This window comes from Hylemonella gracilis, assembly GCF_004328645.1.
GTDB classification, from domain to species: domain Bacteria; phylum Pseudomonadota; class Gammaproteobacteria; order Burkholderiales; family Burkholderiaceae_C; genus Hylemonella; species Hylemonella gracilis_B.
The window spans coordinates 29,009-55,619 of the sequence record NZ_CP031395.1 but is presented as its reverse complement, the minus strand read 5'-3'; the positions used below and the strand labels follow the sequence as shown (position 1 = coordinate 55,619).

The 26,611-nt window shown below is 64.7% G+C and carries 16 protein-coding genes; 12 read left to right on the top strand and 4 right to left on the bottom strand.

Translation table 11 applies throughout. From position 1 onward, the window contains the following. Positions 1–64: 64 nt before the first annotated feature. Positions 65–6,424, top strand: a complete 6,360-nt coding sequence (locus DW355_RS00230) for a hemagglutinin repeat-containing protein (protein ID WP_131276787.1) — start codon at positions 65–67, stop codon at positions 6,422–6,424. Between the two features lie 142 nt (positions 6,425–6,566). On the opposite strand, the gene DW355_RS00225 is transcribed toward DW355_RS00230, so the two are convergent. From DW355_RS00225 to DW355_RS00215, 3 genes are all read right to left on the bottom strand, one after another. Further along, entirely contained in the window at positions 6,567–7,730 is a 1,164-nt protein-coding gene (locus DW355_RS00225) for a benzoate/H(+) symporter BenE family transporter (RefSeq protein ID WP_131276784.1), read from the bottom strand. A 181-nt stretch (positions 7,731–7,911) separates the two neighbouring features. Beyond that, on the bottom strand, positions 7,912–8,709 hold the full coding sequence (gene phnX / locus DW355_RS00220) for a phosphonoacetaldehyde hydrolase (protein WP_242671261.1): 798 nt from the start codon (positions 8,707–8,709) through the stop codon (positions 7,912–7,914). Between the two features lie 193 nt (positions 8,710–8,902). Then, entirely contained in the window at positions 8,903–11,104 is a 2,202-nt protein-coding gene (locus DW355_RS00215) for a TonB-dependent hemoglobin/transferrin/lactoferrin family receptor (RefSeq protein WP_131276778.1), read from the bottom strand. Between the two features lie 262 nt (positions 11,105–11,366). On the opposite strand from DW355_RS00215, the gene DW355_RS00210 reads away from it, so the two are divergent. Next, positions 11,367–11,876, top strand: a complete 510-nt coding sequence (locus DW355_RS00210; RefSeq protein ID WP_131276773.1) for a hypothetical protein — start codon at positions 11,367–11,369, stop codon at positions 11,874–11,876. A gap of 2 nt (positions 11,877–11,878) precedes the next feature. Then, entirely contained in the window at positions 11,879–12,700 is an 822-nt protein-coding gene (locus tag DW355_RS00205; protein ID WP_131276769.1) for a DUF4198 domain-containing protein, read from the top strand. A gap of 62 nt (positions 12,701–12,762) precedes the next feature. On the opposite strand, the gene DW355_RS00200 is transcribed toward DW355_RS00205, so the two are convergent. Further along, on the bottom strand, positions 12,763–13,635 hold the full coding sequence (locus DW355_RS00200) for an EamA family transporter (RefSeq protein ID WP_131276766.1): 873 nt from the start codon (positions 13,633–13,635) through the stop codon (positions 12,763–12,765). Between the two features lie 238 nt (positions 13,636–13,873). Between DW355_RS00200 and kdpA the strand changes: the two genes are divergently transcribed. The 9 genes from kdpA (at position 13,874) to DW355_RS00155 (ending at position 26,604) form a co-directional block, all read left to right on the top strand. After that, positions 13,874–15,583: a potassium-transporting ATPase subunit KdpA gene (kdpA, locus tag DW355_RS00195; RefSeq protein ID WP_131276763.1), complete on the top strand. Its 1,710-nt coding sequence runs from the start codon at positions 13,874–13,876 to the stop codon at positions 15,581–15,583. Between the two features lie 46 nt (positions 15,584–15,629). Continuing rightward, a complete protein-coding gene (gene kdpB / locus DW355_RS00190; protein WP_131282086.1) occupies positions 15,630–17,687 on the top strand; it encodes a potassium-transporting ATPase subunit KdpB in 2,058 nt (685 codons plus the stop codon). 37 nt (positions 17,688–17,724) lie between these two features. Beyond that, positions 17,725–18,336: a potassium-transporting ATPase subunit KdpC gene (kdpC, locus tag DW355_RS00185; protein ID WP_131276760.1), complete on the top strand. Its 612-nt coding sequence runs from the start codon at positions 17,725–17,727 to the stop codon at positions 18,334–18,336. 1 nt (position 18,337) lies between these two features. Further along, positions 18,338–18,799 carry a PTS sugar transporter subunit IIA gene (locus DW355_RS00180; RefSeq protein WP_131276757.1) on the top strand — a complete coding sequence of 154 codons (462 nt, stop codon included), beginning with the start codon at positions 18,338–18,340 and terminating at the stop codon, positions 18,797–18,799. Between the two features lie 21 nt (positions 18,800–18,820). Next, on the top strand, positions 18,821–21,562 hold the full coding sequence (locus DW355_RS00175; protein WP_131276754.1) for a sensor histidine kinase: 2,742 nt from the start codon (positions 18,821–18,823) through the stop codon (positions 21,560–21,562). Between the two features lie 37 nt (positions 21,563–21,599). Continuing rightward, positions 21,600–22,325 carry a response regulator gene (locus tag DW355_RS00170; protein ID WP_207388049.1) on the top strand — a complete coding sequence of 242 codons (726 nt, stop codon included), beginning with the start codon at positions 21,600–21,602 and terminating at the stop codon, positions 22,323–22,325. A 246-nt stretch (positions 22,326–22,571) separates the two neighbouring features. Continuing rightward, complete coding sequence (locus DW355_RS00165; RefSeq protein WP_131276748.1) at positions 22,572–23,615, top strand: putative 2-aminoethylphosphonate ABC transporter substrate-binding protein; 1,044 nt, start codon at positions 22,572–22,574, stop codon at positions 23,613–23,615. A gap of 113 nt (positions 23,616–23,728) precedes the next feature. Then, positions 23,729–24,832 carry a putative 2-aminoethylphosphonate ABC transporter ATP-binding protein gene (locus tag DW355_RS00160; RefSeq protein ID WP_131276746.1) on the top strand — a complete coding sequence of 368 codons (1,104 nt, stop codon included), beginning with the start codon at positions 23,729–23,731 and terminating at the stop codon, positions 24,830–24,832. A 14-nt stretch (positions 24,833–24,846) separates the two neighbouring features. Beyond that, the gene (locus tag DW355_RS00155) at positions 24,847–26,604 is read left to right on the top strand and encodes a putative 2-aminoethylphosphonate ABC transporter permease subunit (RefSeq protein ID WP_131282083.1); all 1,758 of its coding nucleotides are present in this window, start codon (positions 24,847–24,849) and stop codon (positions 26,602–26,604) included. Positions 26,605–26,611: the final 7 nt, after the last annotated feature.

Below are 26,611 nucleotides of genomic sequence, written 5' to 3'. Positions count from 1 at the left end.
GCGCAGCGACTCCTTTCCCTTTCGTCGCGGGCAGCGTGCCGCGTTAGCAAAGGGAGTGTCTGTCATGAACCGTCAGTGTTATCAACTGATATTCAATCGTGCCCGTGGTGCCTTGATGGCCGTGGGCGAAGACGCACGGGCCACGGGCCAAGGTGGGAGCGGCCAGCGCCGCGCCCGGCGAGCCGGTACCACCGCCACCACGATGGCCGCGTTGCTACTGGGGGGCTGGGCCTTGCACCCTTTGGCCTGGGCGCAGATCGTGGCGGACCCCACGGCGCCGGGTAACCAGCAAGCCACGGTGCTGAGTGCCCCGAACGGTGTGCCCCTGGTCAACATCCAGACACCCAGCGCGGCAGGGGTTTCGCGCAACACCTACAGCCAGTTCGACGTCAAGAGCCAAGGGGTCATTCTCAACAACAGCCGCGGCGATGTGCAAACCCAGCTTGGCGGCTGGGTGCAGGGCAATCCGTGGCTGGCCTCGGGCGGCAGCGCACGGGTGATCCTCAATGAAGTGAACAGCAGCAAGCCCAGCAGCTTGAATGGCTGGCTGGAGGTGGCGGGCCAGCGCGCGGAAGTGGTGATTGCCAACCCTGCGGGCATTCAGGTCAACGGCGCGGGTTTCATCAACGCCGGTGGCGTGACGCTGACCACCGGCACGCCGGTTTTCAACGGCGGTACGCTGGAGGCGTATCGCGTGCAGGGTGGGCGCATCTCTTTCGGCGGCAACGGGCTCGACGCCCGTGGCACGGACTACACCGCCATCCTGGCGCGCGCTGTGGACGTCAATGCGGGCATCTGGGCGGATCGCCTCAATGTCGTGATCGGAGCGAACCAGGTCAACGCATCGACTCTGGCGGCAAGCCCATTGGCGGCTTCGGCGGCGGATCCAACGCCTGCGTTTGCGCTGGACGTGAGCCAACTTGGTGGCATGTATGCCGGGCAAATCCACTTGATCGGAACCGAAGCGGGGGTCGGGGTCAACCAGCGTGGCGTGATCGCGGCGACGGCGGGCAATTTGGTGCTGCAGGCTAATGGGCAATTGACCAATGTGGGGGTGTTGCAAGCCAGCGGACCGGTCGAACTGAACACGCAAGGCGGTATTACAAACACCGGGCGAATGCTTACAGAGCAGTCCCTGCAGATCACCAGTGACGCGGGCTTCGTCAACAGTGGCGAGGTGCATGCGCAGGTGGACTTGAGTATTAAGGCCGCAGTTGGCGCGAGTAACAGTGGTCAGCTAGCTTCCAGCGGTCGCTTGATCGTCGATGCGCAGAACATCAGCAACGGTGCAAGCGGCAGCGTCAATGCGGCCCAGATCGAAATGACGGCAAGCGCCTTGCTGAATAACCAGGGTTCGGTGCAAGCCAATGGCCCTATGGTGCTGAATGCGCAGGGCGGTGTGACGAACGCTGGCCAGATGCTCGCCGGACAGACTTTGCAACTCACCAGTGGCGCAGGTTTCACCAACAGTGGCGCGGTTCAAGCCCAGAGTGACCTGAGTATCCAGACCACAGCCAATGCTAACAACAGTGGCCAGATTGCTTCCAGTGGTCGACTGATCGTCGATGCGCAGAACATCACCAATGGTACAAGCGGGAGCATCGGTGCAGCTCAGGTTGAAATGACGGCCAGCGCCGTGCTGAGCAACCAGGGTTCCTTGCAAGCCAATGGACCTATGGCGCTGAACGCGCAGGGCGGTGTGACGAACACGGGTCAGATGCTCACCGGACAGGCTTTGCAGATCACGAGCGGCGCTGGCTTAATCAATAACGGTACGGTGCAAGCCCAGGGTGACCTGAGTATCCAGGTTACGGCTGACGCTAGTAATAGTGGCCAGATCGCTTCCAACGGCCGCTTGGTTTTCAAGACGCAAAACCTTGGCAACACGGCCAGCGGTACCGTCAGCGCAACCCAGACTGAATTGACAGCCATCGCCACTTTGGATAATCGAGGTGTGATCGACGGCGAGATGACACGCATTGAAGCGCAGACGCTGCGCAACAGTGATACGGGTCGTGTTTACGGCGACCAGCTCAATGTCAATGTGGCGCAACTGCACAACGAAAACGGTGCGGTGATCGCAGCGCGCGCGACGCTGAACATCAGTGCGCAGGAAGTTCACAACAGTGGTTCGGCATTGATCTTCAGCGCCGACAGCCTGAACCTGAATGCCAAGCTGCTGGATAACGACGACGCAACGGTTGAGAGCCTGGGTGGCATGGTGATTTCCGTGGATGAACTGCGTAACACCAACACCGGTCTGCAATGGCGCGTGCAGGACGATCCGTCCACGAGCCATGTCGAATACACCATGTCATCGGGCGTTCTGACCGAGAACGATGTGGCTTGGACCACGGGTGACAAAAGCCTCTTGCCCAAGGGGAGTACTTATGCCGAGCTGATCTACAAGGTGTATTACGAAAACGAAGACCCCTTCGTTCCCGCACACTTGGAGGATGGTGCGGGTGACAGAGACATCAGTGTTTCCGCCCAAATCACATATTCCCTGACAGACCCTATCTGGGCACGTTTTGGTTTGACGCCACCGGCGACGCTCCCGCCCGTGGAGAGGCGCCCGGCTCTCGAATATCCCGATCGCGGAAATACACCCAAGCCTGCCTCGGTCCAAGCTCAGCAAAAATGGGACGACCAAGCAGCTCCGTGGCTCAAACTCAACGCACTCGTGCAGGCCATGCGTGAAAAGGTGGATGCGCAACTGCTCACCTACGACGTCTACCGCACTTACACCGAAACCACACGCAGCGCGGTAATCACCAAAACTGCGCCGGGCCGCATTGTCAGCGGTGGTGACATGCAATTGCGCGTAGGCGTCAATGGCCTGAACCAGGATGCGCAAATCATTGCCGGAGGCATGCTGCATGTGACCGGCAAAAGCATCACAAACCAAGTGACTGGGGTTTCCGCACCTATTGCGCGCACAGGTACCACCTATCGCTGGGGTGTGACCGACAGCGATTGCAATTTTTTTGGGTGTACCACCGAGTACGGCTGGAAAAAAGCCGCCTACGCCGAGACGATCACGCGCACCACCCAGATCGGTCCGTTGCGTTATGAAGAGAAAACCGGAGCCGCTGCCTCCTCGCCGGTCACTACTACCGGTCCAGGGCCTATTGCTGTCTCCCCCTCCTTGCCGTCGCTGAGCCTCCCAGGGTATAGCGGATCGGGGGCCGGTCTGTACCAACCCGCCCAACCCGGTAGTCGCTATCTTGTCGAAACTGATCCGCGCTTCACGAACCAGCGACTTTGGCTGAGCAGCGACTATATGCTCCAAGCGCTCAGCGCTGACCCGGCTACGACACAAAAACGCTTGGGCGATGGCTTCTACGAGCAAAAACTCATCCGTGAACAGGTGATGCAGCTCACGGGCCAGCGCTTTCTGGGTGACTACAGCGATGATCAGGCGCAGTATCAGGCACTCTTGGACGCGGGTGCGACCTTCGCCCAGCAGCAGCAACTGAGCCTGGGTGTGGCTCTGAGCGCGGAACAGGTGGCCGCGCTCACCAGCGACGTCGTCTGGTTGGTTCAGCGCGAGGTGGCATTGCCTGATGGAAGCACCACGCTGGCGTTGGTACCGCAGGTGTATCTGGCGCCCCGCGAAGGCGATTTGGCGGCGGACGGCAAGCTCTTTGGTGGCAGCAGTACCGCCCTGATCGCCGGGCGCGACGTGAGTATCGACCTGGAAGGAGAACTGACCAACAGCGGCAGCATCGCTGGCCGGCAGCTTACTCAGATCAGCGCCCAGGGCATCAGCAATCTGGGCGGCAGCGTGGCGGGTAACAGCGTCAGCCTGCAAGCTGAAGAAGACATCCGCAACGTCGGTGGCACCATCGGGGCGCAAAGCGCCATAGCCCTGCATGCGGGCGGTGACATCGAAATCACGACCACCACGATGGAAGGAAGCGGGCAGACCCGCCGCGCGAGCTACAGCGGCGAATACGTGGACCGGGTGGCGGCGCTCTACGTGAGTAACGCGAACGGGGTGCTGGTGGCCAGCGCGGGCAACGACGTCAACCTTACCGGGGCGATCATCAGCAGCGCGGGCAGCGTGAGCCTGAGCGCGGACAACGACATCAACCTGAACACGGTGCAGACTGGCAGTCAGAGCGACGTGGTATGGAATCGCAAGAACTACGTGCACCTGAACCAGAGCGACGAAGTGGGCAGCCAGATCAGCGCAGGTGGTGATGTCACGCTGAATGCCGGCAACGACATCTACAGTCGTGCAGGCAGTGTGCAGGCGGATGGAGTACTGACGGCCACGGCGGGCCATGACATCACTCTCGAAGCGGGGATGTCAAGTTACAGCATGGACGCGGCCAGCTACGCCAGCGGCAGCAGCGGAATCAGTTCAGGTAGTACCACCAGCAGGACGAGTCTGGGTGAGGAGATCGTGAAGGCCAGCGCCTGGGGCGGCGAGACGGTCAACTTGGAGGCCAAGCATGACCTGATCGTGGCAGGCAGTCAGGTCATCGGCGATAAGGGAACGAGTCTTAGCGCGGGGAATGACTTAAGTCTGGAGTCCGTCGAAACGCGCAGTCATCAATCTCACTACGAACGATCCACGCAAAGTGGCTTTTCGGCGAGTGGCGGTACATCTGTCAGTGTGGGTAGTCAGTCTCAGAGCCTGGACCAGCGGGGCACGCAGACGCAGGCCAATGGAAGCACGGTGGGTAGCACGCTGGGCAATGTGACCCTGACAGCGGGGAAGAACTACACCCAAACAGGCTCGAATGTGCTGACACCTAACGGGGATATCAGCATCGAGGCCGAGACCGTTCAGATCGGCGAGGCGCGGGAAACCAGCAACTTGAGCACCGAGCAGAAGTTCAGCCAGGGTGGCTTGAGCCTGGGGCTGAGCAATCCAATGATTTCGGCCCTGCAGGGAATGAGCAACGTGGCCCAAGCGACGGATAACACCGATAACGAGCGCATGAAGGCTCTGGGTGCGGCGACGCTGGCCATGCAGGCGAATCAGATGCTTGCTGGTATGCAGGGCACGGCCCAGGCAGGTGGCGGTGGCGCTTCCACCAGCGCAAGCATCAGCGTCAGCATTGGCTCGTCCAGCAGCAAGTCCACGTTGGAGAGCCAGTCCAACACGGCCCATGGCAGCCAGGTGATGGCCGGCGGGAATATCAGTATCCGGGCCAGTGGCGCAGGCGTGAATTCCGGCATTCTGATCCAAGGTTCGGACATCAACGCCAAAGGGGACGCCAGTCTGAGCGCGGAGGGGGATGTTGCGCTGTTGGCCGCACGCAACTACCGCGAGCAGCACAGCGACCAGAGCAGTAGCAACGCTAGTGTGGGGGTTAGCTATGGCATGGGCAGCCAGAACGGCTTCAGCATCAACCTCAGTGCCGGCTTTAGCCAAGGCAGCGGTGATGGGGAGGAAACGGTCTACACGAACACCCATGTCAATGCAAAGAATCTGAGTATCCACAGTGGAGGTGACGTCACACTCAAGGGGGCTGTGGCTGAGGCAGATCAGATCAAGGCCGACATCGGCGGTGATCTCAAGATCGAGAGCCTGCAGAACTACGCTACGTATACTGAAAATAGTCAGAGTGCAGGCTTCAGCTTGAGTCTGTGCATTCCACCGATCTGCTACGGTACCAGCAGTGTCAGTGGGAACTACGGGCAGACGAATATCAACAGCAATTACAAGAGCGTCACGGAGCAATCTGGGCTCCGAGCGGGTGACGGAGGGTTCCAGGTCAATGTGGCGGGGCACACGAGCCTCATCGGCGGATCTGTGACCAGTACCGATAAGGCCGTTCAGGAAGAACGCAACAGCTTCCTGACGGCCAGTCTCACAACGCGTGACATCAAAAACGAGGCCCGTTACCAGGCGAACGCCAGCAGCTTCGGCGCTGGCACAGACGTCACAATCGATGACAACTATGACCTCACAAAACCTAAACCCTTTCTAATCGGTGGAAATGGCAGTGATGGTGACAAGGATCGCAGCGTCACTACAGCTGGTATCAGCGGTATTGCGGGCCATCAAGATGTCAGAACGGGTGACAAGGAAGCCGGTATTCCCAATAACTTCGATTTGGACGAAGTGCTAGAGGATTTGGATAATCAAGTCGTCATTACGCAGGCATTTGATCAATATAGCCACCCTTTGGTGGATAGCTATGCCGAAGCGATGTACCAGCAGTTGCAGAGTAGTGATCCGGATGAGGCGGCAAATTGGGCCGATGGCGGGACTTATAGGGCGCTTCTGCAAGCGATTGCAGGTGGATTTGCAGGAAGCAACGCTCAATCTGCATTTAGCGCACTAGGTGCAGTGGGTTCAGGAGCTTGGAGTACGGCAAGGCCTGAAGCGATAAAGCGATTGACAGCTCTTTGGACAAGTTTAACAAGTGGCCCCAAAGCTGTAGTAAATGAGAAGAAGGAGTAAAGATCGCCGTTGCCCGAGAGTCAGTTTGTATCCGTCTTATTGGCTTGTGCCCAACAAGGGGTCGTGGGTTTTTAGGAACACCGGCTACTGCGTACAGGTAAATGGGCAGCCAAGACCCGAGTGCGGCAGAAATTTTGACGCATCATCTCCTACGTACCCCCAGCGCAATCGCCCCCGCCACCACCCCCCAGAACGCCGACCCCACGCCTGCGATCACCACGCCGCTGAGCGTGACGAGGAAGGTGATGAGCGCGGCCTCGCGCTGGTCTTCCTGCGCGAAGGCGGCGGCGAGCGCGCCGGCGATGCTGCCCAGCAGGGCCAGGCCGGCGATGGCCGCGACCAGTTCCTTGGGGAAGGCCAGCAACAGGCCTGTGACCGTGGCGCCGAAGACGCCCACCAGCACATAGAGCAGGCCGCAGACCACGGCGGCGGTGTAGCGCTTGGCCTTGTCTTCGTGCGCCTCGCGGCCCATGCAGATGGCGGCGGTGATGGCGCTGAAGTTCAGCGCGAAGGCGCCGAAGGGTGCGAGCAGCAGGGTGGCCACGCCCGTCATCGTGAGCAGGCGCGAGATGGGCATGTCGTACCCCGCCGCTCGGATGGCGGCCACGCCGGGCAAGTTCTGCGAGGCCATGGTCACGACAAACAGCGGCAGCGCCAGGCTGACGATGGCGGACAGCGTGAACTGTGGCATCGTGAAGACCGGCAAGGCCAGTGAGAAGCTCACCGTGTTCCAGGCCAGTTGCCCGCGCAGCGCGGCGTAGGCGATGGCGATCACCAGCGTCAGAGGCACGGCGTAGCGCGGCACGAAGCGTTTGCCCAGCAGGTAGGTGGCCAGCATCAGCAGCACGAGCGGCAGCGCGGTTTGCGCCGCGCCAAAGGCGTTCAGGCCGAAGCGTGCCAGCACACCCGCCAGTAGGGCCGCGGCCAGGGTCATGGGGATGCGGTTCATCACCCGCTCGAACCAGCCCGTGGCACCCGCCACGGTGATCAGCGCCGCGCTGACGATGAAGGCGCCGATGGCCTCGGCCATCGAAAAGCCGCCCGCCAACCCGGCAGCGGCCAACACCGCCGCGCCCGGCGTCGACCAAGCCACCATCACCGGCTGGCGCAGGATCAGCGAGGGCAGGGCGGAGCAAAGGCCCATGCCGATGCCCAGCGCCCACATCCAGGAGCTGATTTCCTCCGGCGTCGCGCCGAAGGATTGCGCGGCCTGGAACACGAGCGCGACGGAACTGGTGAAACCCACCAACACGGCGACGAAGCCTGCGCTGGCGGCGGAGAGTTGGAGGTCTTTGAAGAAACGCATACGGCGGGAAAATTCAGTTTGATCTATGAGTACCAAGGATGCTGGCCGGCACGAAGAGGTGGGGTGAAGGCGGAGCGAAGTCAAGGAGGAGGAACGGCACAGCCGTTCCGGGGGACATGAGCGCAGCCTTTACCCCGCGTCCTCGTGCCCTCACCTATTCGCCTATGTGGCCAGCGCTTTGTCAGGGAGCGTCGCCTTTCAAAAGCCGCGCCTCGATGTTCTCGATCACCGCAGGCAAATCGGCCACGCTATCGATCACGTAATGCGCGCCCGCATCCTGCAGTCGGCGCCGGGCCTTGGCGAGGCGGGTCTCGTACTCGGTGGGATGTTCCGCCTTCATGGCCTGCACATCCGCCAGCGTGTAACCCATTTCATTGCCCGACAGCGCCAGGCCCACACTCCACATGCCGGCATTGCGACCTTCCTCCACGCCGGGCGTGGTGTCGTCCACCTTCACGCAGGCGCGCACATTCGGCACCTGCAGCGCCAGCAGATTGGCCAGGGCCATGTAGGCGCCGGGCCGGCCGCCCGCGGGCAACTCGTCACCCGCGATCACGTGGTCCGGCGCGATGCCGGCCTGCTGCGCCAGCGGGCGCAGCACGTCCATCACCTGCTTGGGGTAACCCGAGCAGGAACCGATCTTGATGCCGCGCGCGCGCAGCCAGGCCAGCGTCTCCACCGCACCGGGTATCGGCTGCGAGTAGGCGCCCACCTTCTCGATCTGCATGGGCATGAAGCGCTCGTAGATCGCGTCGATGTCGGCCTCGGTCGAGGGTCGGCTAAAGGTGGTTTGCCACTGGGCCTGCACGCTGGGGTCGTTCAGCAACTGGTGGATGTGCAGGCGCTTGGACAGGCCCATGGGCCCGCGTGCCTGGTCCAGCGTGATGCGGATGCCGAAGGTCTGGAAGGCGTCCACGAAGATCTGCGTGGGCGCGAGCGAGCCATGGTCGACCAGGGTGCCGGCCCAGTCGAAGATCACGGCGAGGACGGGCGAGGGCAGGGGGGCGGCATCACGTAGGTCATGGCTTCATTATCCTGCCCGGAGATGACGGCTGTTCCAGGGCGGCCAGCCGGGCGGCACGCTTCCCTGCAGCGAACCCAAACGCACAAGGCCGGTCACGCATTGCGCGTGACCGGCCTTGACGTGCCAGCCTGTGAGACCGTGCTTGGCGTCAGAAGTCCGCGCTCATCGAGACCCGCACCGAGCGGCCCGGCTGGGTGTAGGCGTCCAGCACGGTCGACGTGGCGGCGAGGCCCTGCACATCAGACCAGTTCCAGTATTTTTCGTCGCTCAGGTTGTAGACGCCGGCCGTCAGGCGCAGGTCCTTGCGGATGCGCCATTGGCCGCTGAGGTCATACACGGTGTATGCGTCGGGCAGGAACTGCGTGTTGGCGTCGACATCGCTCTTGTCCTTGGCCGCGCTGTGCGTGGCGTCCAGGCGCAGCATCCAGACCGGCGTGTCGTAGCGTACGCCGGCGGTCAGGCGCGCGGGGTTGACCGAGTCAAGCGGAACATCCTGTTTCGTATCGCGTCCCCGAGTCTGGCCATAGGTCAGGGGGGTAGACAGCGTGCCGCCCGCGAACTGACCGGCTTCGCCCCAGCGGATGTCGGCCTTGGCCTCAAAGCCACTGATCTCCACTTCCCCGATATTGATTGACTGGTACACCGTGGGGTCCGCTGGCGTTCCCGCGCCACTGACCTTCTGGTTGTCCTTGATGAAATCCTTGTAGCGGCCTGTGAACGCTGCAAAGTCCAAAGCGACACCGTCAAGTCGACCGCGCAGGCCCAGTTCGAATGTCTGGCTCTTTTCGGGTTTCAGATCCGGATTGGGAATGGTCTTGTAACCTTGGGCTGCGTTCTCGAAAAACGCGTTGACCTGCCCGGCATTGGGAGCCCGAAAACCCGTCGCATAGTTGCCAAACACGCTCCATTGCTCGGTCGTGCGCCAGAGCACGCCCAGTTTGGGGCTGGTGGCCTGACCCGAGATCGATTTGGCGTCGGCGGGAAAGTCTTGCTGGCTGGCGTCAATGCTGTAGTGGTCGAAGCGCACGCCGGGCGTCACGCTGACGTCGCCCATGATGAATTCGTCCTGCGCATAAAGGGCGGCGCTGGTCTCGCGGGTGTTGGGGAAGCGCTTGAGCGGAAAGGTCTCGCCGGCGGGTGGTGTCACGCCGTCCTGCTCGTTGACCACGTCCGTGACGACGTAGTCGACGCCATAGGTGATCTTCTGGGCCGTGCCACCGTCCATGCGCAGCAGCTTGCTGCCTTGCAGATTGGACTGCCAGGTCGTTTCGTCATAGGTCGTGTCGCGCACGCGATCCGTGGTGGTGCGATCCTCGTCAGCCCATTCGCGCGAGTGCGCGTCCTGATAGCTGAGTACGGCACGTACTTCGTCGGCCAGGGCCGTATCGACCTGCCAACGGCCATCCCAGGTTGCCCGGCTGCGTTCCATGTCGGTGCTGGCGTCAGAGCGCAGCACCGTGGCGGAGCGCGCCGTCAGCAGTTCATAGTCACTGCTCTTGTTCACATGCTCCAGCGTCAGTGCGTGTCGCTGGCCCCCGCCGGGTGTCCAGACCAGCTTGCCCAGCAGGCTGTAGTTTTCGTTTTCCTGCGGGTTGGGCGTGGTGCGGGTGCTGTTCTTGCTGTCGTTGCTGCCCTGGTTGTCCAGTTCCTGACCCCGCGAGCTGTTGGCGCCCAACAGCCACTGAAGCTCGTCGTTGATGCGGCCCGCCAGGGTAGTGCCAATGTGCTTGGACTGGTCTTCGCTGACGTAGCCCAGGGAAACCCGTCCGCCGAAACTTTTGTCGCCGTCCAGGAAATTGTTCGGGTCGGCGGTGATGAAATGAACCAGGCCGGCCATGCCGTCCGAACCATACAGGGCCGAAGTTGCGCCGCGCACGACTTCCACCCGTTGTACCAGGCCGACATCGAGGTAATCGCGTCCGAAGGCGGTGGCACCGAAGGCATAGCTGCGCGGCTGGCGGATGCCGTCCACCAGGATGAGCACGCGGTTGCCGTCCAGCCCGCGGATGTTGAAGCCGGCGTTCTGATCGCGGCCAGTACTGCCTTGGGCCATGCCAAAACGTGCTGGCGCGCGTTGAACGCTGACATTGGGCAATTCGCGCGCCACGTCACGGATGTCCCGGGCTTGTTTTTCCTCGATGGAGTCTGCATCGATGACGTCGATGGAAACCGCTAATTCATCGGCCGACTGCTCGACGCGTGAGCCACTGACGACGATTTCCTTGAGCAGTGCAACTTCCTGTGCCTGCGCGCTGAACGTTGGGCTGAGGAGGCAGATGGCCAGCCAGGCCAGCGGCCTGAGGCGGAAGGCGGGAACGACGTCACGACGGGATATGGGGTTGGAAGGCATGGACTTTCTTCTGTTTGGCAGTTGCATGAGAGAGTGGCAAGACCGGCACGCATGTCTGGCATGCAAGTCTTTGCAAAGTATATTAACAATGAGAATGATTCGCAATTAATAATCATGAGAGAATGGGCTTTCGGCGTTCCAGAGGTCTTCGAATGACGCCGGGGCGGCATGGCAGGCATGCCGCCTCGCCTGTCTGGACAGGGTCACGTGCATGCGAAGCCGCCTGGGGCATTCCATTTCATTCGTCCCGATCGAGGTTTTCATGAAACACAAAGCTCCTCTCCCCGTTTTTGTCGCGGCCAGCCTGGCCGTTCTGCTGGCGGCTTGTGCGGCCCCGTCCCAGCCGACGGCCGACAAGACCCTGGGGCCGGTCAACCCCGCAGGAGGGCATGGCTATGCGGCTTTCATGGGCAGTTATGACGTCAACCGTGACGGCCTGGTCACGCGCGAGGAATACGACACGTTGCGCAAACAGCGCTACGTGGCGGCCGACAGCAACCAGGATGGCTGGCTCAGCGAGGCCGAGTACGTGGCCGAGTTCGAGGCGCGTCTGAAGCAGCAGTACGCTGCGCAGAGCCGCCAGGTGGACGAGGGGTATCAGCAGATGATGAAACAGGCGCATGTGCGTTTCAACATCCTGGACAAGAACAAGGACGGTCGCCTGTCCGTCGAGGAAGAGCTGGACGTCGCCGAGCGCACCTTCAAGACCGGGGACGTGAACCTCGATGGCGTGGTGAATGCCGCCGACAACATGAAGAAGGATGCGAACTGACCATGAGCGGTTTTCTCAACACCTTTTTCGCCCGTGCTTCGCGCGCCCTGGCCTGCGCGGGCCTGATGCTGGCCGGCGCGGCCCAGGCCCACACGCCCTATCTGCTGCCCATGATTTTTGACCCGGCGCCCGATGCGGTTCTGAGCGTGGATGCGGGTTATGCCGAAAAATTCTTCCTGTCCGAAGTGAACTTTGGCGACACGCGCTTCGTGATCACCACGCCTGATGGCAGCGTGCTGCCCTTCGGCGAGGTGCATCAGCTCAAGTCACGCACCGTGGCCGAGCAGAAATTGCCCGGCGCCAAGGGCACCTATCGCCTGAGCACGGGTGTGCGGCTGGGTTCGATCTTTCGCAGCTGGGAGCAGGACGGCAAGGTGGAGATCTCGCGCGATGGGAGCAAAACCCCGCCGCCGGGCGTCAAGCTGCTGTCCCATTACCAGTCGCATTCGGTGTCCGAGGCCTACGTGACCGCTGGTGCGCCGAACAAGCGCGCAGTGGAGCCGACCCTGCAGGGCCTGGAAATCGCGCCAGTCACCCATCCGAACGACCTGTTCACGGGCGAGAAATTTGAGTTCACTGTGCTGTTCGATGGCAAACCGCTGGCCGGGCAGACGGTGGACATCTACCGTTCCCCCATGGACCTGGGCAGCGAGCACACCAGCGCCAGCGTCAAGACCGATGCGCAAGGTCGCGTCGCCTACGCGATGACCCAACCCGGTGTCTACCTGGCCTTGGTGCGTTACCGGGGTGCGGCGCCGCAGGGCGCGGCCGCGCCGATGTACGGCTACAACTACACCTTGACCTTCCGGGTGCTGACGCCCTGATCAGGCCTTAGGCTTGAGGCGCGCGGCTCGGTTTTCCGACCTGCGTCAAGGCAGGTGGACTCTCAGCCCAGGCGCAGCGCCATCACGCCCGCGACGATGACGGCCGTGCCCATGGCGCGGCGCGGCGTGAAGCGCTCGCGCAACAGCCAGGCACCGATCAGCGCCGCGAACAGCACCGAGGTCTCGCGCAGCGCGGCCACGGTGGCCACGGGCGCGCGCGTCATGGCCCAGAGCGCGATGCCGTAGGAGCCGAGCGAGGCCAGCGCGCCGCCCAGCGCGACCGGCCAGCGTTTCTGTGCGTAGGACAGCGCATGGGGCCATGCGGCCTTGCCACGCCGTGCCAGCACCAGCAAGGCAAAGGGCCAGCCGTCGAAGGCAAACAGCATCACCACGTAGCGCAGCGTGCCCAGGCCGTCCCCACCTTGGCTGGCCGTGCGCGCGCCCAGCGCATCGACCAGGGTATAGATGGCGATGATGACCGCGTTGGCCAGCGCGAAGCCCACGGCCTTGGGCGAGTCCAGCGCGTGGCGTGACAGCCCGAGCGCCAGCACGCCGCAGCACACACCCAGCACGCCGACCCAGGCCAACGGCGAAAGATGTTCTCCCACGAAAAGTGCCGAGCACAGCGCGACCAGCAAGGGCGCGCTGCCGCGCATCAGCGGGTAGGCCAGGCCCAGGTCGCCGTGATGGTAGGCGCGCGCCAGCGCGATGTAGTAGCCGATGTGGATCAGCACCGAGGCCGCGATGTAGGGCCAGGCCGCAAGTGGCGGCGGACCCAGCCAGAACAGCAGGGGCAGGGTGACGAGGGAACCAAGCAGGTGGATGAGCGCCGTGTCCAGCGTCTTGTCCTGGCTGGACTTGACCAGCGCGTTCCAACTCGCGTGCAGTAGCGCGCCGAACAGCACGGCGGCGGCGATGGGCCAAGTGAGCGTCATGCGGGAAGTGTCGCAGAACCTGGCCAGTTGCCCTCAACCGTCGCAAACCGCCGCCAGCGCCATGCGCTGGAGACGGGCGCGAACGGCACGCACGCATGCATGCGCAACGAATTTACGCCGAATTTATGCGCTGAGCTCCGGCCGGGGCTGGTGACTTTACGGGGGTGGCTTCGAGAATTTCTGCATGGCCGCCGAGGTCTTGGCGGCCTTCACCGAACAGAAGTGCAGGAGTTCTTTCATGATCGAATTCGTCACGGTCCTGGGGCTGGCCCTCGTGCTGGGCTGGCCGCTGGGACGTTATCTCGCCGCCGTGATGCGCGGCGAACCCATGCGGGGTGACCGGCTCTTCGGCTGGTTCGAGCGCCTCCTCTACCGCCTGCTGGGCGTGGGCCCCGCGCAGGGCATGGGCTGGAAGGCCTATGCCGGCGCCTTCCTGCTCAGCAACCTCGTGCTGGGCCTGCTGGCCATGGGCATCTTCATGACCCAGGCCTGGCTGCCGCTGAACCCGAACGATGCGCCGAACATGCGCTGGGATCTGGCGCTGCACACCGCGGTCTCTTTCCTGACCAACACCAACCAGCAGCACTACTCGGGTCAGGCGCAGTTGTCCTACCTGGCACAGATGACGGGCGTCGTCGGCCTGCAAGTGATCACGCCCATGATGGGCCTGGCCCTGGTGGTGGCCACGCTGCGCGGCCTGTTTGGCGGTCGCAATGCGCGGGTGGCGAACACGGGCCAGCCAGATGCGGTTTCCTTGGACTTGGGCAACTACTGGGCTGACGTGATCCGCCCCACCGTGCGGGTGTTCCTGCCGCTGTGCCTGCTGCTTTCGCTGCTGTTGGCCTGGCAGGGCGTGCCGTCCACCTTGGCGGGTGGTCCGGTGGCGACGCCGATGGATGCCAGTGTGACCCTGAAGGAACAGAGGATTCCCCTGGGCCCCGTCGCGCCCATGGTCGCGGCCAAGCAACTGGGCACCAACGGCGGCGGCTGGTACGGCCCCAACAGCGCGGTGCCGCTGGAGAACCCGACGCCTTTGTCCAACCTGCTACAGACGCTGGCCATCATCCTCTTGCCGGTGTCGGTGGCCTTCATGGTGGGTGCTTTCACCGGGCGCAGGAAGTTCGCGGCGCTGGTGCTCGGGTGCATGCTGCTCATGTCGCTGGCGTCCACGGGGCTCGCGTTGTGGTCTGAAGGGCATTCGTCCTCCGCGACCGACATCGCGCTGATGGAGGGCAAGGAAGTGCGCCTGGGCGCCGATGCCTCCGCCCTCTGGGCCGCGTTGACCACACAGACCAGCAATGGCTCGGTCAATGCCATGCACGACTCGCTGGCGCCGCTGACCGGGCTGGTCACCCTCGGCAACATGCTGGTCAACGCCATCTGGGGCGGCATTGGCTGCGGCCTGCAGCAGTTCCTGGTCTACCTGTTGCTGAGCGTGTTCCTCGCCGGCCTGATGACCGGGCGCACGCCGGAATTGTTCGGCCGCAAGATCGAGGCACCGGAAGTGAAATTGCTGGCCGTGCTGGTGCTGCTGCAGCCGCTGGTGGTGCTGGGGTTCACCGCCGTCACGCTGGTCCTGCCGTCCATCACGGGCAATTCCAACCCGGCTTTCCACGGCATCAGCCAGGTGCTCTATGAATATGCATCGGCCTTTGCCAACAACGGCTCCGGCTTCGAGGGACTGGGTGACGCCACCTATTGGTGGAACCTGAGCTGCGCCGCGGTGCTGGCTTTGGGCCGTTACCCGGCCTTGATCCTGCCGCTGGTGATTGCCGCCTTGCTGGCCCGCAAACGCCTCGCGCCCGAGGGTGCCGGCACTCTGCAAATTGAGACACCGACCTTCGCCCTGACCCTGATCGCGGTCATCGTGATCCTGACCCTGCTCCAGTTCATGCCCGTGCTGGTGCTGGGCCCCGTCGCCGAACACCTGTCGATGGGTGCTCGGTGAACGCAGTGGAACGCACTTGGAGAACTTCATCATGAACGTCAAGACAATGTTTCCCGCGACCGCTCCAGGCCGCCCAGTCGCGCTGCTGGATGCCGCCGGGTTCAAGGCCGCGCTGCGGGCTTCCTTCGTCAAGCTCGCGCCACAACACGCCTTCAAGAACCCGGTGATGGCCGTGGTCTGGTTTGGCACGCTCTGGTGCGCGGTGCTGACCCTGCTGGGGGCGACGCCCGCAGGCATGGGTTGGGCTGTGACGGCGCTGCTTCTGGTCACCGTGCTGTTCGCCAATTTCGCCGAGGCCGTGGCCGAGGCGCGCGGGCGTGGCCAGGCCGCCTCGCTGCGTCGCGTGCGCAAGGGGCTGGTGGCACGCCGTGTGGACCGTATGGACACCATCCACCGCGCGCAGAGCATTCCGGCGGCGGAACTGGCGACGAACGATCTGATCGTCGTCTCCGCGGGTGAGATTGTTCCCGCCGATGGCGAGATCGTGCACGGCCTGGCCACCCTCAATGAATCAGCGGTGACAGGCGAATCGGCGCCCGTGCTGCGCGAGGCGGGCACCGATCGCTCCGGCGTGATCGGCGGCACCAAGGTGCTGTCCGACGAAATTGTGGTGCGTGTCACGGCCTTGCCAGGGCACAGCTTCCTCGACCGCATGATCGCCCTGGTCGAGGGCGCGAACCGGCAGAAGACGCCGAACGAAGTGGCGCTCGGTCTGCTGTTGTTGACCATGACCGCGACCTTCCTGATTGTGGTCCTCAGCCTGCCCTTCATCGCGTCCTTTGTCGGGGTGACGCTCGACCCGCTGTTGCTGGTCGCGCTCTTGGTCTGCCTGATCCCAACCACCATCGGCGGCCTGCTGCCCGCCATCGGCATCGCGGGCATGAACCGCGCGCTGGCGGCCAATGTGCTGGCCAAGTCCGGCAAGGCCGTGGAGGCGGCGGGCGATGTGGACGTGCTGCTGCTGGACAAGACCGGCACCATCACCCACGGCGACCGCCAAGCCACGGTGCTGCATGCGCTGGCCGGCGTGGATCTGTCCGCCTTGCGCGAAGCCGCCTTGCTGGCTTCGTTGGCCGACCCGACGCCCGAGGGCAAGTCCATCGTCAAACTGGCGCGTCGCGTCAACCGTGACGGTACGCCCGCGCCCCTGGAAGAACCGGTGGGCGCGCGTTTCATCGCCTTCAGCGCTTCGACCCGCATGTCGGGCGTGGACCTGCCCGATGGCCGCTCGATCCGCAAGGGCGCCATGGATGCCATCGTGCACCGCGTGCACGAGGTGGGTGGCAGCGTGCCGGTGGAACTGCAGGCCCGCGTCGAGCAGGTCGCTCGCAAGGGCGCCACGCCCCTGGTCATCGCCGAAGGTCGCCACGTGCTGGGCGTGGTGGAGCTGGCCGACGTGGTCAAGCATGGCATCAAGGAGAAGTTCGCCCAACTGCGCGCCATGGGCATCCGCACGGTGATGATCACCGGCGACAACCCGCTGACCGCCGCCGCCATCGCCGCCGAGGCCGGAGTGGATGACTACATCGCCGAGGCCCGGCCCGAAGACAAGCTGGCGCGTATCCGTGCCGAACAGGCCGGCGGCCGCCTGGTGGCCATGGTGGGGGACGGCAGCAACGACGCGCCTGCGCTGGCCCAGGCCGACGTGGGCCTGGCGATGAACTCCGGCACGCAGGCCGCCAAGGAGGCTGGCAACATGGTCGACCTGGACTCGGACCCCGCCAAGCTGCTGCAGGTGGTGGAGGTGGGCAAGCAGCAGCTCATCACGCGTGGCGCGCTGACCACCTTCTCGCTGGCCAATGACGTGTCCAAGTACTTCGCCATCCTGCCGGCCTTGTTCGCGGGGGCGATTCCTTCGATGGCGGCGCTGAACGTGATGCAGCTGTCCAGCCCGGCCAACGCGGTGATCGCGGCGCTGGTCTTCAACGCCCTCATCATTCCCCTGCTGATTCCGCTGGCCTTGCGGGGCGTGCGCTTCCGCCCCATGGGCGCCACCGCGCTGCTGCGTCGCAACATGCTGGTCTATGGCCTGGGCGGCGTGCTCCTGCCTTTCCCGGCGATCAAGCTGATCGACATGGTGCTGGCCGCGACGGTCGGCGTCTGAAGTCTGCAGCCTCATCCAAACATCACGAGGTCTCATCATGAAAACCACGTATTCTTCCCTGCGGGCATCACTGGGCCTGGCCCTGGTGTCGTTGCTGCTGTTGGGCCTGTTCTATTCCCTGGCCGCGACGGGCCTGGGTGGTCTGCTGTTTCCGCGGACGGCCGCCGGCAGCCTGATCGAACGCGATGGCAAGGTCGTCGGCTCTGCCCTGGTGGCGCAACCCTTTGCCGACAAGCGTTACTTCCAGCCGCGACCCTCGTCGGCCAACTACGACCTGATGGCGCTGGCCGGCAGCAACCAGGCGCGCAGCAATCCCGATCTGCGCCAGCGCATCGAGCAGACCCGTGCCGCCGTGGCCGCGCGCGAAGGCATCGCGCCCGAGGCCGTGCCGGGTGACCTGCTCACCCAGTCTGGCGGCGGCATCGACCCGCACATCAGTCCGGAGGGCGCACGCATCCAGATCGCGCGGGTCGCGCAGGCGCGGGGTTGGGATGCGGCGAAGGTAGCCGGACTGGTTGCCTTGCACACCGAAGGCCCGCAGTTCGGTCTGTTCGGCCAGCCGCGTGTCAACGTGCTGGAGCTGAATCTGGCGCTCGATGCCTTCCCGGCATCCGCATCCGGGGTGCACAAGCCGTCAGGCGTTCAGTGATATGAACCCCCTGGGGGACTGTCTGCAAACCGGGGACATTCTCCTCGGCTTGCGGACGCAGACCAAGCTGAACCTGCTGATGGAGATCAGCCGGCATGTCGAGCGCATGCATGGGCTGCCGGCGGAGAACGTGGCCTCCGCGCTCCTGCGACGGGAACGGGCCGGTTCGACCGCCATCGGGGAGGGCGTCGCCATTCCCCATGCCAGGGTGAAGGATCTGGACCGGATTCTCGCCCTCTACATCCGGCCGGCTTCGCCGCTGGCTTTCGATGCGCCGGATGGGCAACCCGTTTCGGATGTGCTCGTGCTGCTGGTCCCCAGCCCGGCGGCGCAGATGCATCTTGACATGCTGGCCCAGGCCGCGTCCCTGTTCTCCCATCGCGCTTTCCGCGGCGCGCTGCAACGCAGCGAAACACCGTGGCAGATCAAACAGTGTTTCGATGACCGCGGCGCATGCGCCTGAACAGATAGGATGGAGCTTGTCATGGGAACCGAACAAACCGAACAGGCCGATGCCTTGCTGGGTGAACTCAAGCGCCAGACCGCCGGACGCCTGACGGTGTTTCTGGGCGCCGCGCCCGGTGTCGGCAAGACCTATGCGATGTTGTCGCGCGCGCGCGAATTGCAGAAGCAGGGCATCGACATCGTCGTCGGCATCGTCGAGACCCATGGTCGCGCCGAAACCGCCGCCTTGCTGGAGGGGCTGGAAATCATTCCGCGCCGGCGCATCGATTACCAAGGTCGCCAGCTGGAGGAATTGGACATCGACGCGGTGCTGGTGCGCCGTCCGCGCGTGGCGATGATCGACGAGCTGGCCCACCGCAACGCGCCGGGCAGCCGCCACGAGAGGCGCTGGCAGGACGTGGAGGAATTGCTGGACGCGGGCATCGACGTGTGCACCGCTGTCAACATCCAGCACCTGGAAAGCCTGAATGACGTCGTGCACCGCATCACCGGCGTGCGCGTGAGCGAGACCGTGCCGGACGCGCTGTTCGACCGTCTGCGTGACATCCGCCTGGTCGATCTGCCGCCGCGTGAACTGATTGAGCGACTCAAGCAGGGCAAGGTCTATCTGCCTGAGCAGGCCGAGCGCGCCCTGCAGGCTTTTTTCTTGCCCTCGAACTTGGCCGCGTTGCGCGAACTCGCGATGCAGACGGCCGCCGACCGCGTGGACGAAGACCTGCGCGAGACCCAGGCCGCGCGTGGCCTGCCGGGCTTGGCGCTGCGCAGGAGGGTGTTGGTCGCCATCGATGGCCTGGGTTCGTCCGAGTACCTGGTGCGCGCGGGCCGTCGCATCGCCGAGAGGCGCGACGCCCCGTGGAGCGTGGTCACGGTGCAGGCTGGGTCGGGCGACAAGGTGGATCCAGCGCGGCAGGCCGAGCTGGACCGCGCTTTCGCGTTGGCGCGCAATCTCGGCGCGGACACCGAAGTGCTGCACGGCCCGCGCATCGCCGATGCCTTGCTCGACCACGCCGCGAGCGGCGGCAGTTCGACCCTGGTCATCGGACGCACGCGCGAGCGGCCCTTCGCGCGCATGGTCAACCGCACACTCACGCAGCAGCTTCTGCAGCACGGAACGCATTACGAGCTGGTCATCATCAGCGCGCCGCAGGCACGGGTCCGTGCACGTCGCCGTTGGGAAAGTCCAGCTACCTGGCTGGGCCGCTACGACTTGACCATGGCCTTGTTCGCCACGCTGGCCGCTGTCGCGGTGGCCTGGGCCGCGGAGCGCTGGCTGAGCCTGAGTGATCTGTCCATGGTGTTCATCGTCGCCGTGGTGCTGGTCGCGGCGCGCACGCGTATGGCCGCGGCAGTGGTCGCGGCGGGCCTGTGCTTTCTCGCCTACAACTTCTTCTTCATCGAACCGCGCTTCACGCTGTTCATCGGCGCGCGTCAGGGCGTGGCCACGGTCTTTCTCTTCCTGATCGCCGCGTTGGTGGCCGGTCGCCTGGCCTCGCAGCTGCGCATGCAGGTGTTGGCCTTGCGCGCCGCGAACGCGCATGCGACGGCCTTGCAGGGCTTGGGCCGGCAATTGAGCGCAGCGGCCGATCTGGGCGAAGTGCTGCAGGCTGGCCGCGCCGCATTGGAGCGCCATCTGAGCGCTGGCGTCTGGTTGCGCGTTGGCGAGGTGGGCGACAGCACCGAGGCCAGTTCCCCCAACGCCGGGCTGGAGGACATTGACCGGGCCGCGATGGACTGGGCGCTGTCCCATGGGCAGTCCGCCGGGCGATACACCGACACCCTGGCCGGGGCGGCCTGGTGGTGGCTGCCGTTGCGCGAGGAGCCGGGGGCCAGCGGGCCGGCGGGCCAGGGCGTCATCGGCGTGATGGGGCTGCGCTTCGGCGTGGACGCCCGGCGGCTGTCCCATGCGCAGCGCCGCCTCGCCGAGGCCATGGCCGAGGACATCGCCCAGGCCGCCTTGCGTGCGCGGCTGGTGGCCGATCTGGAAACAGCGCGCGTCAGCAACGAAACCGAGCGCCTGCGTTCGGCCTTGCTGTCCTCGGTCTCGCACGATCTGCGCTCGCCGCTGGCGGCCATGATTGGCTCGGCCGGTAGCCTGGCGGGTTACAGCGAGGCCATGAGCGCCGAGGACCGCAAGAACCTGCTCGACACCATCCTGGTCGAGGGCGAGCGGCTGGACCGCTACATCCAGAACCTGCTGGACATGACGCGGCTGGGCCACACGGGCCTGAGCCTCAAGCGCGACTGGATCGGCGTGGACGAACTGATCGGCTCGGCCACCGGTCGGCTGCGCCGCTACCAGCCCGGTGTGCAACTGCAGGTCACGATGGCGCCGAACCTGCCGCCGATCTGGGTGCATCCGGCGCTGGTGGAGCAGGCCTTGTTCAACGTGCTCGAAAACGCGGCCAAGTTCTCCCCCCCGGGGGAACCCATAGCCATCACGGCGCGCCTGGTGGACGATGAGGGGGGGGTGTCGCGCCGGGAGGTCCTGCAACTGGACGTGCGCGACCGCGGCCCCGGCATCCCGGAGGACGAGCGCGGACGCATCTTCGACATGTTCTACAGTGTCGAGCGCGGCGACCGCGGTCGCCATGGCACCGGCCTGGGGCTCACCATCGCGCAGGGCATGGTTGGCGCGCATGGTGGCGCCGTCGCGGCCTTGCCGGGGCCGGACGGACGTGGCACCGTGATCCGCATCACCCTGCCTTTGCTCACGCCACCGGTGATGCCGCCCTCGAAACCGCCGTCGGCCGTCGGTCGATAGAGCGACGCTGAAGACCGTGCCCTAGACGTCCATGCCCATGTCCACCTCCGCATCGCCTCCTGTGCCGGCCTCCACGCCGGTGCGTGTGCTGGTGATCGACGACGAGCCGCAGATCCGCCGCTTCCTGGACATCAGCCTGCGCGCACAGGGCTATGACGTCGCGCTGGCCGCGAGCGGGCGGGAAGGGTTGGCCGCGCTGGCGGCCCAGGGCGCGGACCTGCTCATCCTGGACATCGGCCTGCCCGACATCGATGGCCATGAGGTGCTGCGCGAGCTGCGGGCTTGGTCCCAGGTGCCAGTGATCATGCTCAGCGTGCGCGCGGGCGAGTCGGAGAAGGTCATGGCGCTGGACGAGGGCGCCAACGATTACGTGACCAAGCCCTTTGGCACGCAGGAACTGATGGCCCGCATCCGCGTTCTGCTGCGCCAACAGGCCGGTGTGAAGGAGGAGAGCGCGATGTTCGACGACGGCCACCTGCGCATCGATCTCGCGCGGCGCGAAGTCCGGCTGGATGGCGAACTGCTCGCCCTGGGCCGCAAGGAGTACGCCCTGCTGGCGCTGCTGCTCAAGCACGCCGGGCGTGTGGTCACCCAGCCACAGATCCTGCGCGAGGTCTGGGGGGCGACCCACCAGGACGACACGCATTACGTGCGCATCCTGGTCGGCAAGTTGCGGCAGAAACTGGGCGACGACGCCGTGGCCCCGCGCTACATCGCCACCGAGCCGGGCGTGGGGCTGCGCTTTCTGGCCAGCCCGCCCTGAAACCAAGGCCGGTATCAGAGCCGCCCTCGGGGGTGTCGCGGCACGGGACGGCCACATGCCCGATGTTTCGCCGGACTGCACCAGAACAGTGAAATCCGGCGCCCCTGCCAGCGCCGACAGCGCGCTGGACCTGCTTGCCCCTTCGGGCGGCGGGCACGAGGCTTGCATTGATCGGTCAGGCCGCCGTCATCAGCGCGTCACGGTGACGTCACACGATGCCGGTTTCCACCATCAGGAGCATTCACCATGCGCATGCGTCTTTCTTTCCGGACCTGGGTGTTCGCGGCCGCGCTGGCCGGAACCGCCTCGGCGGCCTTGGCCCAGAAAACCACCTTGCTGGTCTACACCGCGCTGGAAACCGACCAGCTCAAGGCCTACCAGGAAGGTTTCAACAAGGTCGAGCCCGAGATCGAAATCAAATGGGTGCGCGACAGCACGGGCGTCATCACTGCCAAACTGCTGGCTGAAAAGGCCAATCCGCAGGCCGACGTGGTGATGGGGGTGGCGGCCTCCAGCCTCGCGCTGCTCGACACCAACAAGATGCTGGAGCCCTACGCGCCGGCCAACCTCAAGGCCATCAGCCCCGCCTACAAGGACAAGAAGACCCCGCCCGCCTGGTTTGGCATGGATGTCTGGGGCGCGACGGTCTGCTTCAACACCGTGGAAGCCGAGAAAAAGGGCATCAAGAAACCCGAGAGCTGGAAGGATCTGACCAAGCCCGAGTTCAAGGGCCAGGTGGTCATGCCCAATCCGGCCTCCAGCGGCACCGGCTACTTCGACGTGGCGGCTTGGCTGACCCTGTGGGGCGACAAGGACGGCAAGGGCGATGGCTGGAAGTTCATGGATGCGTTGCACGAGAACATCGCCCAGTACACGCACAGCGGCAGCAAGCCCTGCAACATGGCTGCCAGCGGCGAGTACGTAGCGGGCATCAGTTTCGAATACCGCGGCAACAGCAACAAGGCCAAGGGCGCGCCGATCGACCTGGTCTTCCCCAAGGAAGGACTGGGCTGGGATCTGGAAGCCTTCGCCATCCAAAAAGGCACCAAGAACCTGGCTGCCGCGAAGAAGCTGGCGGACTGGGCTTCGAGCCTGGACGCGGCGAAGCTCTACGGCAAGAACTTCGCCATCACGGCCGTGCCCGGCGTGGCCGAGCCCCTGGCCAATGTGCCGGCGGATTACGAAAAGCGCCTGGTGAAGATGGACTTCGCCTGGTCGGCTTCCAACCGCGAGCGCATCCTGGCGGAGTGGACGAAGCGCTACGACAGCAAGACTGAAGTGAAGAAATAACCCCCCTGAGGCGCTGCGCGCCTTCCCCCCTGAACGCCAACCTGCCGTGGCAGGGGGGACGCCACCGGCGGCCTGGCAAAGCCAGTTCCGCGGTGGCCCACGAACAAAATACCGTGACATCCAGCCCTTATCTCTCGCTGCGCCAGGTCCGCAAGGACTTCGGTGCGTTCACGGCGCTGGACGGCATCGACCTGGATTTGCCGACGGGTGAGCTGGTCTGTTTTCTCGGGCCTTCGGGCTGCGGCAAGACGACGCTGTTGCGCATCATCGCGGGGCTGGAGGTGCAGAGCAGCGGGCAGGTGTGGCAGGACGGGCGTGACATTTCTGCGCTGCCGCCCGCGTTGCGGGACTACGGCATCGTGTTCCAGAGTTATGCCCTGTTCCCCAATCTGACGGTCGCGGCCAATGTGGCGTATGGCCTGAGCGGCACGATGGACAAGGCGCGCATCGCCGCGCGGGTGGACGAGTTGCTGACGCTGGTGGGCTTGCCCGGCAGCGAGCGCAAATACCCGGCGCAGTTGTCGGGCGGGCAGCAGCAGCGCATCGCGCTGGCGCGCGCGCTCGCCACCTCGCCCAGTCTGTTGTTGCTGGACGAACCGCTGTCGGCGCTGGACGCCATCGTGCGCGTGCACCTGCGCAAGGAGATCCGTGCGCTGCAGCGCAAGCTGGGGCTGACGACCATCATGGTCACGCACGATCAGGAGGAAGCGCTGTCCATGGCCGACCGCATCGTGGTCATGAACCAGGGCGTGATCGAGCAGGTCGGCACACCGCTGGAGATTTACCGCGCGCCCGCCACGCCCTTCGTGGCCGAGTTCGTGGGCAAGGTCAACCGCCTGCCCGCCGTGGCCGAGGGCGGGCATTGGTTCCGTTGTGGGCCGCTGCGCCTGCAGTGCACGCAAGGCGCGGAGTTCCGGCCTGGCCGTCCCGTGACGCTGTACCTGCGGCCGGAAGACCGGCGCATGATTGACGTGGCCGTGGACGACCCGGGCCGCTGCATGGGCGTGGTGCGCGGCGTTGAATTCCTGGGCGGCAACTGCCTGGCGGAGCTGGAGGTCGAAGGCCTGCGTGACGCCGAGGGCCAGCCCTTGCCCTTGCACCTGCAGTTCTCGCTCAACCAGATGGACGAGTTTGGCGTGCGTGTCGGCCAGCCGCTGCGTTTCGCGCTGCGCGCCGACCGGCTACGCGTGTTCCCGGCCGGGGCGGAGGCCGCGTGAGCAGCGCAGCGCCGATGGTCGGTGGCGGCCCGCGGCGTGGCCTGGGGTCACGCTTGCGGCAACCGGCCCGTCAGCGCCTGCACTGGACCGACGGGTTGGCGCGCGGCCTCCTGCTGCTGGTTGTCTTGCTGCTGCTGTGCTTCCTGGCCTTGCCGCTGCTGACCATCCTCTGGCAGGCGATGCTGGGCAAGGACGGTGGTTTTGTCGCGCTGGCCAATTTCGTCGCCTACGCTCAGACACCGGCCTTGCTGCAAAGCCTGTGGAACAGTGTCTGGGTGGCGGCGCTGGTCACGCTCATCACCGTGCCGTTGGCCTTTGGGTTTGCCTACGCACTCACGCGCACCTGCATGCGCATGAAGGGCCTGCTGCGCCTGACCGCGCTGATCCCGTTGCTCGCGCCCTCGCTGCTGTCGGCCATTTCATTGATCTACTGGTTCGGCAACCAGGGCGTGGCCAAGGGCCTGCTGCAAAGCCTGGGCTATGCGCAGATCTACGGCGCGCCGGGCATCGTGCTGGCCGAGTGCTTCTCGGTCTTTCCCCATGCGCTGATGATCCTGGTGACGGCGCTGACCCTGGCCGATGCACGGCTCTACGAAGCGGCGGATTCCATGGGAGCGAGTGCGGTGCGCAAGTTCTACACCATCACGTTGCCGGGAGCCAAGTACGGCCTGGTCTCGGCGGCGCTGGTGGTCTTCACCTTGGTAATGACGGACTTCGGCATTCCCAAGGTGATCGGCGGCAACTTCAACATGCTGGCCACGGACGTGTTCAAGCTGGTCATTGGCCAGCAGGACTTCGCCAAGGGCTCGGTGGTCGCCATCCTGCTGCTGGCGCCAGCCGTGCTGACCTTCGCTGTCGACCATCTGGTGCAGCGCCGCCAGACCGCCATGCTGGGCGCGCGCGCGGTGCCTTATATGCCCAAGCCGGCGTTGGGGCGCGACGCTGCGTTCTCGGTCTATTGCCTCGTGGTCGCGGTGCTGATGCTGGCCATGCTGGGCATGGCCATATTTGCCTCCCTGGCAACCTTCTGGCCCTACAACCTGAAGCCCAGCCTGAACCACTACCTTTACGGCCTCACCGAGGCGGAAGTGGGCGTGGGTTTTCTCAACAGCCTGCGCATGGCGGCGGGTGCGGCGCTGGGAGGAACGGTATTCGTGTTCATGGGGGCCTACCTGCTGGAAAAGACCGGACACGCTCGTGCGCAGGCTGCCGGTTTCGGCGTGGACGGATTGATCCGCGGCCTGCTGCGTCTGCTGGCCATGCTGCCCATGGCCGTGCCGGGCCTGGTGCTGGGTCTGGGCTACATCTTCTTCTTCAACGCGCCGGGCAACCCGTTGGGCGGTCTGTACCAGACCATGACCCTGTTGACGCTGTGCACCATCGTGCATTTCTACACCACCGGCCATCTGACGGCGGTGACGGCGCTCAAGGGCCTGGACAACGAGTTCGAGGCCGTCAGTGCCTCGCTCAAGGTGCCCTTCTACAAGACGGCCTGGCGCGTCACTTTGCCCATTTGCTTGCCAGCGCTGATCGACGTCGCGCGTTACTTCTTCGTCAATGCCATGACCACCGTGTCGGCCGTGGTGTTCCTGTACGCACCGCAGACCAAGGTGGCGGCCATCGCCATCCTGAACCTGGACGAGGCCGGCGAGACCGGGCCGGCCGCCGCGATGGCGGTGTTGATCACTGCGGTGTCCGGCCTCGCGAGCTTGTGCTTCATGGCCCTGGGCTGGTGGGCCGGGCGGCGTACGCAGGCCTGGCGTTCACGTTGAATTTTTC

Excerpts from the sequence above, each read along its gene's own strand:
- DW355_RS00200 (WP_131276766.1), bottom strand. The coding sequence starts at position 13,635 with ATGACGCTCACTTGGCCCATCGCCGCCGCCGTGCTGTTCGGCGCGCTA.
- kdpB (WP_131282086.1), top strand. The coding sequence starts at position 15,630 with ATGTTTCCCGCGACCGCTCCAGGCCGCCCAGTCGCGCTGCTGGATGCC.
- DW355_RS00180 (WP_131276757.1), top strand. The coding sequence starts at position 18,338 with ATGAACCCCCTGGGGGACTGTCTGCAAACCGGGGACATTCTCCTCGGC.
- DW355_RS00205 (WP_131276769.1), top strand. The coding sequence starts at position 11,879 with ATGAGCGGTTTTCTCAACACCTTTTTCGCCCGTGCTTCGCGCGCCCTG.
- DW355_RS00225 (WP_131276784.1), bottom strand. The coding sequence starts at position 7,730 with ATGCGTTTCTTCAAAGACCTCCAACTCTCCGCCGCCAGCGCAGGCTTC.
- DW355_RS00210 (WP_131276773.1), top strand. The coding sequence starts at position 11,367 with ATGAAACACAAAGCTCCTCTCCCCGTTTTTGTCGCGGCCAGCCTGGCC.
- DW355_RS00155 (WP_131282083.1), top strand. The coding sequence starts at position 24,847 with ATGGTCGGTGGCGGCCCGCGGCGTGGCCTGGGGTCACGCTTGCGGCAA.
- kdpA (WP_131276763.1), top strand. The coding sequence starts at position 13,874 with ATGATCGAATTCGTCACGGTCCTGGGGCTGGCCCTCGTGCTGGGCTGG.
- DW355_RS00165 (WP_131276748.1), top strand. The coding sequence starts at position 22,572 with ATGCGCATGCGTCTTTCTTTCCGGACCTGGGTGTTCGCGGCCGCGCTG.
- kdpC (WP_131276760.1), top strand. The coding sequence starts at position 17,725 with ATGAAAACCACGTATTCTTCCCTGCGGGCATCACTGGGCCTGGCCCTG.
- DW355_RS00215 (WP_131276778.1), bottom strand. The coding sequence starts at position 11,104 with ATGCCTTCCAACCCCATATCCCGTCGTGACGTCGTTCCCGCCTTCCGC.
- DW355_RS00230 (WP_131276787.1), top strand. The coding sequence starts at position 65 with ATGAACCGTCAGTGTTATCAACTGATATTCAATCGTGCCCGTGGTGCC.
- DW355_RS00170 (WP_207388049.1), top strand. The coding sequence starts at position 21,600 with ATGTCCACCTCCGCATCGCCTCCTGTGCCGGCCTCCACGCCGGTGCGT.
- DW355_RS00175 (WP_131276754.1), top strand. The coding sequence starts at position 18,821 with ATGGGAACCGAACAAACCGAACAGGCCGATGCCTTGCTGGGTGAACTC.